Below are 14,836 nucleotides of genomic sequence, written 5' to 3' on the forward strand. Positions count from 1 at the left end.
ACGACAGACATCGACCGGAGCGCCAACGACATGCCGATCCGAGCCCTTCGCATGACCCTGCACCCCGGCCAGGAAGCCGAGTATCGGCGGCGTCACGCGGCCATCTGGCCGGAGTTGGTCACGGCACTGCGCGAAGCGGGGATCGAGGAATACCGCATCTTCCTCGATCCCGAATCACGCCATCTCTTCGCCATCATGACGCTGGCCGACGATCACCGGGTCGACGACCTGCCGTCACTGCCGGTGATGCAGCGCTGGTGGCACGCCATGGCCGATATCATGGACACCGAACCGGACGCCTCGCCGCAGAGCGTGGCGCTGGATGAAGTGTTCACGATGCTTCCCGAGGAATGACGACCATGCAAGTGATCGATGCCCACGTGCATTTCTGGCAGCTCGAGCAGGGCAACCAACCCTGGCTCGAGCGGCCGTCCCCCAACCTGCTCGGCGACTACAGCCCCATGGCCCACGATGTCGGCCCGGCCGAGTTGCGGCGCCAGCGCGGCGACATCGAGCTGCTCGGCGCCGTCCACGTCGAGGCCGACGCCGTCGACCCGGTCCAGGAGACGCGCTGGCTGGCAACGCTCGACGACGCAGGACATCCGCCGCTGCCTTCGGCGCTGGTCATCGGTGCCGATCTCTCCGCGCCCGAGGCCGCGCGAACGCTCGAGGAACAACTCGAGCACAGCGAGAAGGTGCGCGGCGTACGCCAGATCCTCAACGTGCACGAGGACCCGCATTTCGACTATGTGGGACGGCATTACATGAGCGAGCCGGCCTGGCGAGACAACTTTCGCCTGCTGGCACGCCACGACCTCTCGTTCGATCTGCAGATCTACCCGTCCCAGATGGCACAGGCCGCGGCTCTGGCGGCGGAGCATCCCGACACCCGGTTTCTGCTCAACCACGCGGGCATGTATGTCGACCGCCAGGGTGTCAAGGGATGGCGCGCCTGGCGCGATGGCCTGCGTGAACTGGCCGCACGGGACAACGTCGCCGTCAAGCTGAGTGGTTTCGGCATGCTCGACCATCACTGGACGGTCGGCAGCATCCGGCCACTGATCCTCGAAGCGATCGACGCGTTCGGCGTGGAGCGCAGCCTGTTCGCCTCCAACTTCCCGGTGGACGGGCTCTACGCTCGCTACGCCGACATCTGGCACGCCTACGCCGAGATCGTCGCCGATGCCTCGCCCGATGAGCGTCGGGCCCTGTTCGTCGACAACGCCCGACGCCTGTACCGCCTGGCGCCTCATACCTGACATCGCCGAATTCCCGACCCCTGGAGCCCTCCATGCTTCTCAACGACAAGACCGTCATCATCACCGGCGCCTCGCGCGGCATCGGCCGCGCCGCCGCCCTGGAATGCGCCCGCCAGGGCGCCAATCTGGTCATCGGCTACAGCGGCAGCGAAAGCAGCCGGCCACTGGTCGACGAACTGATCGGGGAGATCCGTTCGCTCGGGCGTGATGCTACCTCGGTGGGCGCCCCCGCCGGCGACCCGGATACCGGCGACAAGCTGGTCGATGCTGCCGTCAGCCACTTCGGCAGCGTCGACGTGTTCGTCAACAACGCCGGCATCTGCCCGTTCCACGGCTTCCTGGACATGCCCCGGGACACCTACCTGGAAACCGTCAACACCAACCTCAATGGTGCCTATTTCGCCGTACAGGCCGCCGCCAGGCGCATGAAGGAACAAGGCAACGGCGGCGCGATCATCGCGGTGAGCTCGATCAGTGCGCTGGTCGGCGGCGCCATGCAGACCCACTACACACCGACCAAGGCCGGGCTGCTCTCGCTGATGCAGTCCTGCGCCGTTGCCCTCGGCCCCTACGGTATCCGCTGCAATGCCCTGCTGCCGGGCACCATCGAGACCGACATCAACAAGGACGATCTGGCCGACCAGGAAAAGCGCGACTACATGATCGGCCGCACGCCGCTGGGCCGACTGGGACGCCCGGAAGACATGGCCGGCCCGATCGCCTTCCTCGCCTCCGACATGGCGGCCTACGTCACCGGCGCCTCGCTGCTGGTCGACGGCGGCATGTTCGTCAACCTGCAGTAGGAGACCGGCATGCAACTTCCGCGCAATCCCTTCAAGCACGCCCTCGATGGCCAGACACGCTATGGCTGCTGGGCCGGTTTCGGCACCGCCTATGCCGCCGAGATCCTCGCCACCACCGGTTTCGACTGGCTGCTGATCGATGGCGAGCACGCCCCCAACCCGGTGCCGGCCGTACTCGGCCAGCTCCAGGCCGTGGCGCCCTATGACAGCGCCCCGGTGGTACGTGCCGTCAATCACGATCCCGCCCTGATCAAGCGGCTGCTCGACATCGGCACCCAGACCCTGATGGTGCCGATGGTGGATACCGCCGAACAGGCCGAAGCCCTGGTGCGCGCCACGCGCTTCCCACCGCATGGCATCCGCGGCGTGGGCGGCGGCCTGACCCGCGCGACACGCTGGGACGCCGTACCCGACTACATCGAAACCGCTCACCACGAGCTGTGCCTGATCGTTCAGGTCGAGTCACCGCAGGGCATCGACAATGTCGAGGCCATCGCTGCCGTGGAGGGCGTCGATGCTGTGTTCATCGGCCCTGCCGACCTCTCCACCGGACTCGGCCATATCGGCAATCCCGGTCACCCCGAGGTACAGGCGATGATCCGCCGCGCCTTCGATGCCGCCCAGGCGGCCGGCAAGGCCACCGGCATCCTCGCACCCGCCGAGCAGGACGCCCGGCGCTATGCCGAGTGGGGCTTCGACTTCATCGCCGTGGGCATCGACATCAGCCTGCTGCGCCAGGCCGCCCTGCAGACCCTGGAGCGCTACAAGCCCGGCGAGTCCCGGGCGACACCTTCCGCCACGTACTGAACCGCAACGCCAACGACACACGCGACAACGGCATAACACCACAACGAGAGGAGTCGATTCATGGCCAGCGATATCCAGACCCACCAGAACTACATCAACGGAGCCTTCGTCCCCGCCCGCGAACACCTCGAGGTACGCAACCCAGCCAACGGGCAGTTGCTCTCGCGGGCGCCGGAATCCTCAGCGGACGACGTCGAGCGCGCCCTGGACGCCGCCCGCGCCGCCCAGAAGCCCTGGTCACGCCTGCCCGCCGTGGAGCGCGCCGCCTACCTGCAGCGCCTCGCCGACGAAATACGCCGCGAGGCCAAGTCCCTGGCGCGGATCATCACCGAAGAACAGGGCAAGGTCTCCGGCCTGGCCGAAGTGGAGGTCAACTTCACCGCGGACTATCTCGACTACATGGCCGGCTGGGCACGACGCATCGAGGGCGAGATCATCGAAAGCGACCGTCCCGGCGAGAACATCTTCCTGTTCCGCAAGCCGCTGGGCGTGGTCGCCGGCATCCTGCCGTGGAACTTCCCGTTCTTTCTGATCGCTCGCAAGATGGCCCCGGCACTGGTCACCGGCAACACCGTGGTGATCAAGCCCAGCGAGGAGACACCCAACAACTGCTTCGCCTTCACGCGCCTGCTCGACCGGATTGGCCTTCCCGAGGGCGTGTTCAACGTGGTCAGCGGCAGCGGCGCCAGTACCGGCAACGCCCTGACGGCGAGTTCGCGGGTCGACATGATCAGCTTCACCGGCAGCGTCGAGACCGGCTCGCGCATCATGCGCGGCGCCGCCGACAACATCACCAAGCTCAACCTGGAACTGGGCGGCAAGGCGCCGGCCATCGTCCTCGACGACGCCGATATCGACCTGGCCGTGCAATCGATCCGCGCCTCTCGAATCATCAACACCGGCCAGGTGTGCAACTGCGCCGAACGCATCTACGTGCAGCGCGGCGTGGCCGACGAGTTCACCGACAAGCTGGCCCGTGCCATGGCCGAGACCACCTACGGCGATCCGCTGGCGCAGCCGGACATCGAGATGGGGCCGCTGATCAACCAGCAGGGGCTGGACAAGGTCGCCGCCATGGTCGAACGCGCCTCCCGGGACGGCGCCGAGACGATCACCGGCGGGCGCGTCGCCGATCTCGGCCAGGGCTTCCACTACCAGCCCACGGTGCTGGCCGGCTGCCACGGTGACATGGAAATCATGCGCCGGGAGATCTTCGGCCCGGTACTGCCGATCCAGATCGTCGACGACCTCGATGAGGCGATCCAGCTCGCCAACGACTCCGACTACGGCCTGACCTCCTCGGTCTATACCCGCAGCCTCGCCCGCGCCATGCACGCCTGTCGCGAGATCGATTACGGCGAGACCTACATCAACCGCGAGAACTTCGAGGCGATGCAGGGCTTCCATGCCGGTACCCGGAAGTCGGGCATCGGAGGGGCCGACGGCAAGCACGGCCTCTATGAGTACACCCACAGCCACGTGGTCTACCTCGAGACCTGAGCCCCGACACCTCAATAACAACAGGAGGGACTCGCCATGGGCGCGACATCCCATGAAACACCGGCCGCCTCGGCCCCGCGCAGCGAGTACGAGCGCCAGCCCGTCCCCGACGAGGCACGCCTGGGATTCAAGAGCTTTCTCGGCATGTATGCCGGCGAACACACCGCCGGCACCGAGCTGATGATCGGCCCGCTGTTCGTCCTGGCGGGCGTGTCGGCCTTCGACGTGGTGGTCGGCCTGCTGATCGGCAATGCACTGGCGGTACTGAGCTGGCTGTTCCTCACGGCCCCGATCGGAACCCGGGCACGGCTGACGCTCTATTACCATCTCGAGAAGATCGCCGGGCGCTACACGGTCATCCTCTACAACCTGGCCAACGGCCTGGCGTTCTGCTTCCTCGCCGGCGCCATGATCACCGTCTCCGCCACCGCCGTGGGCGTCTGGTTCGGCTTCCCGCTGCCGACCCTGGCGGACATGACGCCGAACAGCATCGGCTGGGTACTCAGCGTGCTCGGCGTCGGCATCATGATCACCATCGTGGCGGCCTATGGCTACCGTTTCGTGTCCTGGTTCGCCAACATCGCCGCCCCCTGGATGGTCCTGATCTTCCTGGGCTTCGGTATCGTCTCGCTGAAGTGGTTCATCGACGCCACGGGGACGACCGTCGCCTCGGCCGGCGATCTGTGGCAACTGGCCGAAACGGCGATCTGGACCGGTGTGCACGTGCCCGGACAACCGGACTTCACCATCTGGCATGTCATCTTCTTCGCCTGGTTCGCCAACATGGCCATGCACATCGGCATGTCCGACCTGTCGGTACTGCGTTTCGCGCGCAAGAGCTGGTACAGCATCGCCGCGGCGGCGGGGATGTATGTCGGCCACTTCATGGCCTGGCTGGCGGCCTCCATGCTGTTCGCCTTCCAGATGTACGACGCCGGCCTGAGCAGCGAGGCTGCCGTGGTCGCCGCCGCGGAGGCCGGTCGGATACCGGATCCGCTCCCCGGCCCCCTGGCCGATCAGGCACTCGGCGTGGCGGGCCTGATCTGCGTGATCATCGCCGGCTGGACCACCGCCAATCCGACCATCTACCGCGCCGGGCTTGCCTTCCAGGCCGTCATCCCTCGGGTCTCGCGGTTTCATGTCACGATCGGCACGGGGCTGCTGACCACCTTCGTGGCGATGTTCCCCGGCGTGGCGATGCAGCTGCTGGGCTTCGTCGCCCTGTACGGCCTGCTGCTGATGCCGATCGGCGCGGTGATCGTCATCGACTACTGGCTGCTTCCGAAACTCGGCCTGAAGAGTTTCTACGCCGAATACGCGGGGCATCGACTGACCATCCCGGCACTGGGTACCTGGCTGGTCACCCTGGCGATCTGCCTGATGCTGGTGAGGCTTGCCGACATCGAGATCTTCTTCGTGGCCCTGCCTGGCTGGTTCATCGCCGCCGCCCTGTTCACCGGGCTGAGCTACCTGGCGCAACGGCATCGAACTGAGGCCGCCATGACCACGGCGACCGTCCCGGGCAGTTCGGCCACCACCACGAGGGAGTAACCGCCATGCGCACGATCCTCAAGACCCTCTCGCTGTCGATGCTCGTCCTGACGGTGCTGCTTCCGAGCCTGTACCTGTTCGATGTCCTCGGCGAGATCGCGATGAAGTGGGCGCTGCTGCTCGTCACGCTCGTCTGGTTTGCCGTCACGCCCCTGTGGATGGGGCGTCGACAACCAGCATCCCAGCGCGGGCACCGCGGCTCATGACCCGCTGACCGATGCGGGCGGCTCGGTCTCGGCAATCGCGCCGAGGCTCGAGTTCGCCGCTCCCCCAAGCATTCCCTCACGACATGGAGACCGGTCGCCCCGGTCTTCACGGGCAGGCTCATTCCAACAACGACCACGCGAGAGTTCACGCCATGGAAATTCTGCACCTTGCGATCGCCATATCGCTCATTCTGCTCCTGATTCTCTACGCCAAGCTGAACCCCGCCATCAGCCTGATCATCGGCAGTCTCTATCTCGGCCTTGCCATGGGACTCGGCATGACCGGCACCGTGGACGCCATCAGCGGCGGTTTCGGCGATATCATGGCCGGCATCGGCCTGCCCATCGGCTTTGGCGTCATCATCGGCCAATTGATGAGCGACTCCGGGGCCGCCCACAAGATCGCCCACACCCTGGTGAAGAGTGCGCCACGCGGTGCAGGGCTCTATGCCCTTGGGCTGACCGGTTTCCTGCTCTCGATCCCGGTCTTTTTCGACGTGACCTTCGTGATTCTCGTGCCGCTGGGCGTGGCGCTGGCCAAGACGCTCGGTCGGCCACTGCCCTATGCCATCGGGGCTCTGGTCATCGGGGCCGCCACCTCGCACACCATCGTGCCACCGACCCCCAACCCGCTGGCGGCGGCCACCATTCTGGACTTCGATATCGGCGTTATGACCTTCGCCGGCCTGGGCGTCGGCCTGATCACCGCGCTGGTGGTGATGAAGCTCTACTTCCTGATTCTCGACAGGGGCATCTGGAACGCCCGCACGGACGAACTGGGCGTCGCCACGGTCGGTGGCAGCGACTCGACAGCACCGGCCGATTTCGACCGGATCCCGCTCTGGCAGGCCCTGTTGCCGATCGCCCTGCCGATCCTGCTGATCCTCAGCGGCACCCTCTATGATTACTGCCAGCAGCTGGGGGTGCTGGCCGGCAGCGAGCTCCCCGCCTTCGTGGCCTTCATCAGTGATCGGATCGTCGCGTTGATGGCCGGTGCCCTGGCCGCCTATGCCGTGGCCTCGCGCAGCATGAACCGTGACGAGCGTGACACCGCCGCCGCCACTGGCCTGCAGACCGCCGGCATGGTCCTCCTGGTCACCGGTGCCGGCGGTTCGCTGGGCAGCGTGATCGAGGCCACCCAGATCGGCCAGACGCTGGTCGACAGCGTCTTCCGCGAAACCCAGTCACCGCTCAGCATGATTCTGCTCACCTATGGCCTGGCGGCCATCTTCCGTATCGCCCAGGGCTCGGGGACCGTCGCCGGCATCACCGCCATGACGATCATGGCCGGTGCTGCCTCCACCGGCGTGGTCGACCCGATCTGGATCGCCCTGGCAGCCCTGTCGGGCGGCATCAGCATCGGGCACGTCAACGACAGCGGCTTCTGGATCACGACACAACTCGCCGGCTTCAGTGTTCGGGGCGGGTTCAAGACCTACACGCTCGGCGAAGCCATGGTGTCACTGATGATTCTGGGACTGACGCTGATCGGTGCCTTCATCTGGGGGTAGGCCTTCTTCGCAACTCGCCCAGCAGCGCCTGCAGCGGGTGCGGCAGGGCCTGATCGGAGAGGCGCCGGACCTGGCTGCGGCAGGAGTAGCCGGTCGCCAGCAGGCGGCCGGCATTGGCGTCGTCCTCGACGACCTTCTGCCAGGATTGGCTGTAGATGGTCTTCGAGGTGTCGAGGTTGCGCGCCTCGTGACCATAGGTGCCGGACATGCCACAGCAGCCGGTACTGACCGGCTCCAGCGCCAGGCCGAAGGCGGCAAACACCTGCTGCCAGGCGCCGGGCGAGCCCGGTGCAGTGGTCTTCTCGGTGCAGTGGGCAAGAAGCTTGTAGGCCGTCGGCGTGTCGCCGTCCCGACGTGCCGGGGCGAGGCGCGGGGCCAGGGTCACCAGCCACTCCTGCAGCATCAATACCTCGGGCACGGCATCCGGGCCCAGCGCCTGCACGTATTCCTGGCGATAGGTCAGGGTCATGGCCGGGTCGATACCCACCAGAGGGACGCCGAACTCGGCCAGCGTCTTCAGTCGACCGGCCTGCTTCTCGGCGGTTCGCTCGAAGGCGCCCAGGAAGCCCTGGACATTGAGCGGCTTGCCATTGGGGGCAAAGGGCGCGACGAACACCTTGATGTCGAGACGGCTGAGCAGTTCGACGACATCCATCACCAGCCTGGCCTCGAAGTAGCTGGTGAAGGCGTCCTGGACGAGCACCACACTGCGGGCCCGCTGGGCCTCGGTGAGCAGCCCGAGCGAGGTGGGCGTCGCCTCGGCCACGCCCCAGGCAGCGAGCTGTCGCTTGAGACTGGCGCGGGACAGCCGCGGGCTGTCGACCATGCCGATGGGCCCGGCCAGCAGGCGGTCCACCAGTCGGCTGCCCAGGGCGGCGTTGTAGAGCGGCGCGACCCGGGAGAGCGTCGGCACCATGAACTCCAGCCCGCCGATCAGATAGTCGCGTAGCGGCCGCAGATAGCGACCGTGGTAGACCTCCAGAAAGCGCGACCGGGAGTCGGGCACGTTGACCTTGACCGGGCACTGGCCGGCGCAGGACTTGCAGGCCAGGCAGCCGGCCATGGCGTCGTAGACCTCGTGGGAGAAATCATCTTCCCGGCTGCGACGCAGGGTGTTGAAGGTGCGCTGCGGCAGGTCGCGGACGAAGCCCCAGGCGCCTTCGGCCTTCTTCCTGCGGGACTCTTCCACTAGATCGACGCCGGCCCCGCCCTGCAGGCGCAGCCACTCGCGGATCAGGCTGGCACGCCCCTTGGGCGAGTGGCGGCGATCGCGGGTGGCCTTCCACGACGGGCACATGGCGTCATCGGGATCATAGTTGTAGCAGGCGCCGTTGCCGTTGCAATAGACGGTGGCCGCATGAGCCTGCCAGGCCCCTTCATCGATGGTGCGGTCATGCTGGCCGCGGGTGGGCACGCCATCGATGGCCAGGAGTCCGGGATCGAGCAGCTTGACCGGCTGCGCCTCGCTGGCCTCCGACGCGGCGATACTTTCCGTGCCAGTATCGGGGCCAGGACTGCGCGAAGGCGCTGTGAACCCCTCCCTGGGCGCTACATTTGCCATCCCTGGCAAATGACCTTCGCTACGACCCGCCCCCGATACCCCACTTCCGGAGAAGGGCTGGTCGGGTGTGTCGCCGCCGGGCGTCGCGATCTTGCCCGGGTTGAGCTGGTTGTGCGGATCGAAGGCAGCCTTGACCCGTTGCAGACTGGGATAGAGGGCGCCGAAGAATGTCGGCGCGTACTCCGAGCGCACGCCCTTGCCGTGCTCGCCCCACAGTAGACCATGGTACTTGTGGGTCAGCTCGGCGACCTCGTCGGACACCTCGCGGATCAAGCGCTCCTGCTCTGGATCCTTCATGTCGATGGCCGGACGCACGTGGAGCACCCCGGCGTCGACATGACCGAACATGCCGTACTGCAGGCCGCGAGCGTCGAGGGCGGCACGAAACTCACCGATGAAGTCCGCCAGGTGTTCCGGCGGCACCGCAGTATCCTCGACGAAGGGAATCGGGCGCTTTTCCCCCTTGGCGTTGCCGAGCAGGCCCACGGCGCGCTTGCGCATGCCGTAGACCCGCTTGATGGCGTCGCGGCCGGAGGCCAGGGTGTAGCCCAGCCGCTCGACGCCGGCATCTTCCTCGAGATGACGGCAGAAGGCCGCGACCCGCTCATTCAGTCGTTCGGGGTCGTCGTCGTTGAACTCCACCAGGTTGATGCCACGCACCGGCGTCTCGCCCGACGGAAAGAACTCGGCCACGCTGTCCCAGATGAAGTCGTCCATGGCCAGCAACAGCACGGTGTCGTCCACCGTCTCGATGGAAGTCGGCGAGGCATCGCTGGCCATTAGTGCCTTGGCGTCGCGCAAGGCATCCATGAAGCCGGCATAGCGTACGTTGACCAGCGTCGAATGCGCCGGGATCGGCAGCACCTTGAGCACCGCCTCGCTGGTGAAGGCCAGCGAGCCCTCGGCACCGCACAGCAGGCTGTTCATATCGAGGCGGCCCTGATCATCGCGCAGGTGCGCCAGGTCGTAGCCGGTCAGGCAGCGATTGAGGGGCGGAAAGGTGTCGCGAATCCGCTCGGCCTGGGTGTCGATGATCTCGCGGGCGGTGCGATAGGCCCGGCCGGTGGCATCATCGCGCGCGCACAGCGACTCGAGCTCGCCATCGCTCACCGGGCGACTCACCAGGCGCTCGCCGCCCAGCAGCAGGCTGTCGAGCTCCAGCACATGATCGCGTGTCTTGCCGTACTCGCAACTGCCCTGGCCGCTGGCGTCGGTGGCGATCATGCCGCCGATGGTCGCCCGGTTGGACGTGGAAAGTTCCGGGGCAAAGAACAGCCCGTGGGGCTTGAGCGCCGCGTTGAGCTGGTCCTTGACCACCCCGGCCTGGACTCGCACCCGGCGGTTCTCCACATCGATGTCGAGGATGCGGTTCATGTGCCGGGAAACATCCACCACCAGGCCGTCGGTGAGCGACTGGCCATTGGTGCCAGTACCGCCACCGCGAGGCGCCAGCACCACCCGACGATGCTCCACCTGACCGGCGAGGTGAGCGATGCGTTGGAGATCCTCGCCGTGGCGAGGATAGAGCACCGCCTGGGGCAGGCGCTGGTAGATGGAATTGTCGGTGGCCAGCACCGTGCGATCGGCATAGTCAGGGGCGATCTCGCCCTCGAAACCGGACGACTTGAGGGCTTCGAGGAAGCGCAGGTAGTCGGTCCCCAGCTCCGGAAGGATGGACGAATCGGCGGTATCCAGTCGTGCAATCATGTGTCAGGGCGTTCTCTGAAAAATGAGAGAAGACGGTATGGCGACATTGCCCGGGGAATTGCCAGGCATCATCTCTCAGCACCGGTATGCTACCGATTGTACATGCAGAGGGAGCTGATGATGAGCAGCATGCATGGTCCGCCAGCTCGGGCCGCAAGGGGAGCACCGGTGCGCGCATGACATGCCCGATGCTCTTACCTCGGCCACAAGGTCCGATCGCCCCGGGGCAGGCTCAGCCGGCGTCGAGGAGTCTCTGCAGTGCGGGGTCGCGAACGGCCAGCACCTCGAACAGCCCGAGTGCCCGCAATGCGGGAAATGCCTCCAGAATGTCGCGCTCCGCTGTCGCGCGCTCAGCGGGTGGCGTCGCCGGATCGCTCCAGTGCTTGGCATTGGCCAGGAAGGCCCCGACGCTGCCCTTGCGGATGACGGTGCCATCCTTTTCGATCTGATGCATGTCGTCGGGAAGAATGTCTTCGGCTCGCATGGTCGTTCCTCCTGTCGTGTCGTGGAGATGTCACGTTACTTGAACCCATGCGGCCTTATTGCGTTATATAAGCCAACATATAGCGCATTGGTGCCAACTCATGCCGAGCCCTCTGATTCCTTCCACCCTGGCGGCCTCTCCCGACGGCCCTTCGGTCATCGCCGTCATGCTGCGCTCCGACGCTCTGCGGGTGACGCAGCGCCACCGCCACGCACGCGGACAATTGCTCGGCTCCTCGAACGGTCTGGTATCGGTCGAAACCGACCGGGGGCAATGGGTCGTGCCGGCCACCCACGCCGTATGGGTGCCTCCCGGCATCGTGCACGGCCTGAGGTCACATGGGCCCTTCGCCGGATGGAGCGCCTATGTGGCGCCTGCGTCCTGCACCGCTCTGCCGGACCGGCCGTGCATTCTCCCCGTCTCGGGCCTGCTCCGTGAGGTGGTGGCACGCCTGGCGCAGGTCTCGGATCACCGGCTGACGGCGGCACAACAGCGACTGGCCGAAGTGCTGGTGGATGAAATCGGCACGGCACCTCACGATGCCCTGGGACTGCCGATGCCGACGGATCCACGCGTACGGAAGGTGGCAAGAGCCTTGTCGGAATGCCCCGACGACTCCCGCCGTCTCGAGGAATGGGCCGCCTGGGTGGACATCGCCCCACGCACGCTGTCGCGACGCTTCGTCAAGGAGACGGGCTTCACCTTGACCGAGTGGCGCCAGCGAGTTCGGCTGCTGCGCGCGATGGAGCTTCTGGCGGCAGGATACTCGGTGACACGGGTTGCCCTGGAGCTGGGCTATGACAATACCAGCGCCTTCATCGCCCTGTTCCGGCGGCGACTCGGGACCACACCAGGGCAGTTTGCCTCGACCGGTCGCTTGCCGGCCCCCGGCCAGGGCGACAGCGCCATGCGTTCTTGATGCGGGCGCAGGATCAGCGTTCCAGCAACCCCGCCTCGACGCGACGCACCGCCACCACCGCCTCGGTCGGCAGGCCCTCGATACGCGCCAGGGGCCTCGGCCAGGGCTCCTCGTCGGTCGGCTCGCGCCATTCGATGTGCTCGGCGAAGCCGCTCGGGTCCACTTCGAGTATCAACGGCCGCTCCTCCCTGGCGAAATAGCGGCGCGCCGTATAGGCCACGGCCGCGGCAACATTCAGGTGCACGCCGTCGGCCCGGTGGTCATTGCCACAACGCGACACCACGCCGGAGCGACATGCCGCTTCCCAGGTCGCCTCCGGTAACACGCGATACAATGGCTCCATACCCGCCTCCCTGACCCATGGCTTTCGCCTTGAGCGTAGCGGGTGGCGCTACCATCCACCAGATGTCATGGAGTCCCGATGCTCAACCAGCGTGCCCTGGCCTATCTCAGCGAGGTGATTCGCCGCGGCTCCCTGCGCGGCGCGGCCACGCATCTGCATGTGGATGTCTCGGCCATCAGCCGGCGGATCAAGCTGCTCGAGGAAACGCTCGATGTCGCCCTGCTCGAACGGCATGCCGGCGGCGTCAAACCCACCGAGGCGGGACGCCTGCTGGTCGATCACCATCATGCCCAGCGCAGCGCCGAAGATGCCGTGATCTCCCGGCTTCGTGCCTTGCAGCAACTGGTCAGCGGCCAGGTACGTATCGCGGTGGGCGAGGGCTTCATCGCCGACTTGATCGACGCACCGCTGCAGACCTTCATGACCGCCTACCCCGGCATCGACATCGCCGTGGAAATGGCCGGCGTCAACGAGGCCATGGCGCTGGTCAAGGCCCGCGAGGTGGATCTCGCCCTCCTCTATGCGCCGCCCATCGATCCTCAGTTGCATTGCCATGTGGAGACCCGCCAACCACTGGACCTGATCGTACCGACGGGCCACCCGCTGGCCGATCGCACCACACCAGTCTCGTTGCACGAATTCGCCGACTGGCCCCTGGCCCTGATGGACAATCCCTTCGGCATGCGCCAGATGGTCAACGCCGTGGCTCACCAGGAGCGACTTCACCTGCACGCCCGGCTGCACACCAACTCGGTGGCGGTACTCAAGAACTTCGTCCGCTCGGGCATCGGCGTGACCTTCATGCCGGAGCTGACCGTGGCCGAGGAAATCCAGCAAGGTGACATCGCCGTGCTGCCGCTGGCCCACAAGGTACTGAACGATGCCCGGGCGCAGATCGTCAGCCGCGCCGATCGTGAATTGACCGTGGCCGGCCGCGCCTGTCTGGACCATCTGAGACACGGCATGCGCTTCTTCCAGGACGATGCCCCCAGGTTGCTGAACCTGGCGTTGTCATAAAGGCAACGCCAATGGGTTTGAATAGTCAACGAGACAACGCCTAGTCTCATTTCATGCCGGTCGTTCATCGACACGCGCTATCCCAACAACAACCCCGCTGGAGAATCCCATGGCTGTCTTCCGTCCCACTGCCTTGCGCCCCGCGTCGCTCTTCGCCGCCTGCCTGCTGGGCGCCGCCACCCTGAGCGGTAGCGTCCAGGCCGCCACCACCGTCAATCTCGGCTACAACGGCGCCCCGGATCCCGAGAAGAACGCGGTGCATGTCTTCGCCACCGACCTAAAGAAACGGGTCGAAGAGAAGACCGACGGCGAGATCGAGATCAAGCTCTACCCGAACAGCATGCTCGGCGAGGAACAGGAGCGCATGGAGCAGGTCATGAGCTCGCCCGGGCTCAACATCGCCTCCTTCGCCGGCATGTCGCCGGTCGTGCCCGAAATCTACGTCAGCGCCATCCCCTTCCTGTTCGACGATTTCGACGCTGCCCGCCAGTTCTTCGATGAAGGCGAGTACTGGCAGGCGGTGGAGAACGATCTGCGCGAGCGGGCCGGCCTGGAACTCCTCGCGGTGGTCGAGGAAGGCGGCTTTCTGGCCTTCACCAACGACAAGCGTCCCATCGCCTCGCCGGATGACTTCGAGGGCCTGCGCTTCCGTGCCATGGATCCGAGCCAGGTGGCGCTCTACGAGGCCTTCGGGGCTTCCGGCACGCCGATTCCCTGGACCGAGGTCTACATGGCCTTGAAGACCGGCGTGGCCGACGGTCAGATGAATCCGCCGATGTACATCATTCTCGGCAGCCTCCATGAAGTGCAGGATTACCTGACCCTGGCCAACATCCAGTATTCGGACCAGTTCCTGGTCGGCAACGCCGCCATGATCGAAGGCTGGGACGAAGAAATGCGCAATGCCTTCCAGGAAGCCGTGACCGAGGCCAACCAGAAGGCCCGCGAACACAACGAGGCCAAGGTCGACGAGCGCATCGCCTTCCTCGAGGAACAGGGCATGGAGGTCATTCGTCCCGACGAGGAGCAGTTGGCCGCCTTCCGCGAGCAGGGGCAACCGGCCTATCTCGACTGGCTGAAGCAGCAGGACATCGAGCCCCGCTACATCGACATGGCGCTCGAGGACGCCGGCCTGAACCCGCAAAGCGAATGACGCCTCACTCCGGCC

Annotated in this window: 14 protein-coding genes; 11 read left to right on the forward strand and 3 right to left on the reverse strand. The window is 66.1% G+C overall.

Going from position 1 to position 14,836, the window contains the following annotated elements; genetic code table 11:
* The first annotated feature begins 30 nt into the window (after window positions 1–30).
* The 8 genes from rhaM (at window position 31) to HELO_RS17715 (ending at window position 7,637) form a co-directional block, all read left to right on the forward strand.
* On the forward strand, window positions 31–354 hold the full coding sequence (gene rhaM, locus HELO_RS17680) for an L-rhamnose mutarotase (RefSeq protein WP_013333965.1): 324 nt from the start codon (window positions 31–33) through the stop codon (window positions 352–354).
* A gap of 5 nt (window positions 355–359) precedes the next feature.
* Complete coding sequence (locus HELO_RS17685) at window positions 360–1,259, forward strand: amidohydrolase family protein (protein WP_013333966.1); 900 nt, start codon at window positions 360–362, stop codon at window positions 1,257–1,259.
* 32 nt (window positions 1,260–1,291) lie between these two features.
* Window positions 1,292–2,062, forward strand: a complete 771-nt coding sequence (locus HELO_RS17690) for an SDR family NAD(P)-dependent oxidoreductase (protein ID WP_013333967.1) — start codon at window positions 1,292–1,294, stop codon at window positions 2,060–2,062.
* A gap of 9 nt (window positions 2,063–2,071) precedes the next feature.
* Entirely contained in the window at window positions 2,072–2,869 is a 798-nt protein-coding gene (locus HELO_RS17695; protein ID WP_013333968.1) for an HpcH/HpaI aldolase family protein, read from the forward strand.
* Window positions 2,870–2,929: 60 nt separating this feature from the next.
* Window positions 2,930–4,369 carry an aldehyde dehydrogenase gene (aldA, locus tag HELO_RS17700; protein ID WP_013333969.1) on the forward strand — a complete coding sequence of 480 codons (1,440 nt, stop codon included), beginning with the start codon at window positions 2,930–2,932 and terminating at the stop codon, window positions 4,367–4,369.
* A gap of 36 nt (window positions 4,370–4,405) precedes the next feature.
* A complete protein-coding gene (locus HELO_RS17705) occupies window positions 4,406–5,920 on the forward strand; it encodes a purine-cytosine permease family protein (RefSeq protein ID WP_013333970.1) in 1,515 nt (504 codons plus the stop codon).
* A 5-nt stretch (window positions 5,921–5,925) separates the two neighbouring features.
* Window positions 5,926–6,126, forward strand: coding sequence for a hypothetical protein (locus tag HELO_RS17710; RefSeq protein WP_041602264.1), 201 nt, complete (start codon window positions 5,926–5,928; stop codon window positions 6,124–6,126).
* Between the two features lie 152 nt (window positions 6,127–6,278).
* Window positions 6,279–7,637 (forward strand): GntP family permease, encoded by a 1,359-nt coding sequence (locus HELO_RS17715; RefSeq protein WP_041602265.1) that lies wholly within the window; start codon window positions 6,279–6,281, stop codon window positions 7,635–7,637.
* Here HELO_RS17715 and HELO_RS17720 read toward each other — a convergent pair.
* Both HELO_RS17720 and HELO_RS17725 read right to left on the reverse strand, forming a co-directional pair.
* Window positions 7,624–10,905, reverse strand: coding sequence for an FAD-binding and (Fe-S)-binding domain-containing protein (locus HELO_RS17720; RefSeq protein ID WP_013333972.1), 3,282 nt, complete (start codon window positions 10,903–10,905; stop codon window positions 7,624–7,626). The two genes, HELO_RS17715 and HELO_RS17720, sit on opposite strands and share 14 nt — an antisense overlap.
* Window positions 10,906–11,137: 232 nt before the next feature.
* A complete protein-coding gene (locus tag HELO_RS17725) occupies window positions 11,138–11,389 on the reverse strand; it encodes a hypothetical protein (protein WP_013333973.1) in 252 nt (83 codons plus the stop codon).
* A gap of 100 nt (window positions 11,390–11,489) precedes the next feature.
* Between HELO_RS17725 and HELO_RS17730 the strand changes: the two genes are divergently transcribed.
* Window positions 11,490–12,308, forward strand: coding sequence for an AraC family transcriptional regulator (locus tag HELO_RS17730; RefSeq protein WP_013333974.1), 819 nt, complete (start codon window positions 11,490–11,492; stop codon window positions 12,306–12,308).
* 13 nt (window positions 12,309–12,321) lie between these two features.
* Here the strand turns inward: HELO_RS17730 and HELO_RS17735 are convergent, their stop codons facing one another.
* Window positions 12,322–12,651 (reverse strand): DUF952 domain-containing protein, encoded by a 330-nt coding sequence (locus HELO_RS17735; protein ID WP_013333975.1) that lies wholly within the window; start codon window positions 12,649–12,651, stop codon window positions 12,322–12,324.
* A 78-nt stretch (window positions 12,652–12,729) separates the two neighbouring features.
* Here HELO_RS17735 and HELO_RS17740 point away from each other — a divergent pair, with 78 nt between their 5' ends.
* Together HELO_RS17740 and HELO_RS17745 are read left to right on the forward strand one after the other, a co-directional pair.
* Entirely contained in the window at window positions 12,730–13,668 is a 939-nt protein-coding gene (locus HELO_RS17740; RefSeq protein WP_013333976.1) for a LysR family transcriptional regulator, read from the forward strand.
* A gap of 109 nt (window positions 13,669–13,777) precedes the next feature.
* Window positions 13,778–14,821, forward strand: a complete 1,044-nt coding sequence (locus HELO_RS17745) for a TRAP transporter substrate-binding protein (protein WP_013333977.1) — start codon at window positions 13,778–13,780, stop codon at window positions 14,819–14,821.
* The last annotated feature ends 15 nt before the right edge of the window (window positions 14,822–14,836 follow it).

Origin of the sequence: Halomonas elongata DSM 2581 (assembly GCF_000196875.2) — a bacterium.
GTDB classification, from domain to species: Bacteria; Pseudomonadota; Gammaproteobacteria; order Pseudomonadales; family Halomonadaceae; genus Halomonas; species Halomonas elongata.

Bases quoted from the DNA above. Each gene is read 5' to 3' on its own strand.
- rhaM (WP_013333965.1), top strand. From the start codon at position 31: ATGCCGATCCGAGCCCTTCGCATGACCCTGCACCCCGGCCAGGAAGCC.
- HELO_RS17685 (WP_013333966.1), top strand. From the start codon at position 360: ATGCAAGTGATCGATGCCCACGTGCATTTCTGGCAGCTCGAGCAGGGC.
- HELO_RS17690 (WP_013333967.1), top strand. From the start codon at position 1,292: ATGCTTCTCAACGACAAGACCGTCATCATCACCGGCGCCTCGCGCGGC.
- HELO_RS17695 (WP_013333968.1), top strand. From the start codon at position 2,072: ATGCAACTTCCGCGCAATCCCTTCAAGCACGCCCTCGATGGCCAGACA.
- aldA (WP_013333969.1), top strand. From the start codon at position 2,930: ATGGCCAGCGATATCCAGACCCACCAGAACTACATCAACGGAGCCTTC.
- HELO_RS17705 (WP_013333970.1), top strand. From the start codon at position 4,406: ATGGGCGCGACATCCCATGAAACACCGGCCGCCTCGGCCCCGCGCAGC.
- HELO_RS17710 (WP_041602264.1), top strand. From the start codon at position 5,926: ATGCGCACGATCCTCAAGACCCTCTCGCTGTCGATGCTCGTCCTGACG.
- HELO_RS17715 (WP_041602265.1), top strand. From the start codon at position 6,279: ATGGAAATTCTGCACCTTGCGATCGCCATATCGCTCATTCTGCTCCTG.
- HELO_RS17720 (WP_013333972.1), bottom strand. From the start codon at position 10,905: ATGATTGCACGACTGGATACCGCCGATTCGTCCATCCTTCCGGAGCTG.
- HELO_RS17725 (WP_013333973.1), bottom strand. From the start codon at position 11,389: ATGCGAGCCGAAGACATTCTTCCCGACGACATGCATCAGATCGAAAAG.
- HELO_RS17730 (WP_013333974.1), top strand. From the start codon at position 11,490: ATGCCGAGCCCTCTGATTCCTTCCACCCTGGCGGCCTCTCCCGACGGC.
- HELO_RS17735 (WP_013333975.1), bottom strand. From the start codon at position 12,651: ATGGAGCCATTGTATCGCGTGTTACCGGAGGCGACCTGGGAAGCGGCA.
- HELO_RS17740 (WP_013333976.1), top strand. From the start codon at position 12,730: ATGCTCAACCAGCGTGCCCTGGCCTATCTCAGCGAGGTGATTCGCCGC.
- HELO_RS17745 (WP_013333977.1), top strand. From the start codon at position 13,778: ATGGCTGTCTTCCGTCCCACTGCCTTGCGCCCCGCGTCGCTCTTCGCC.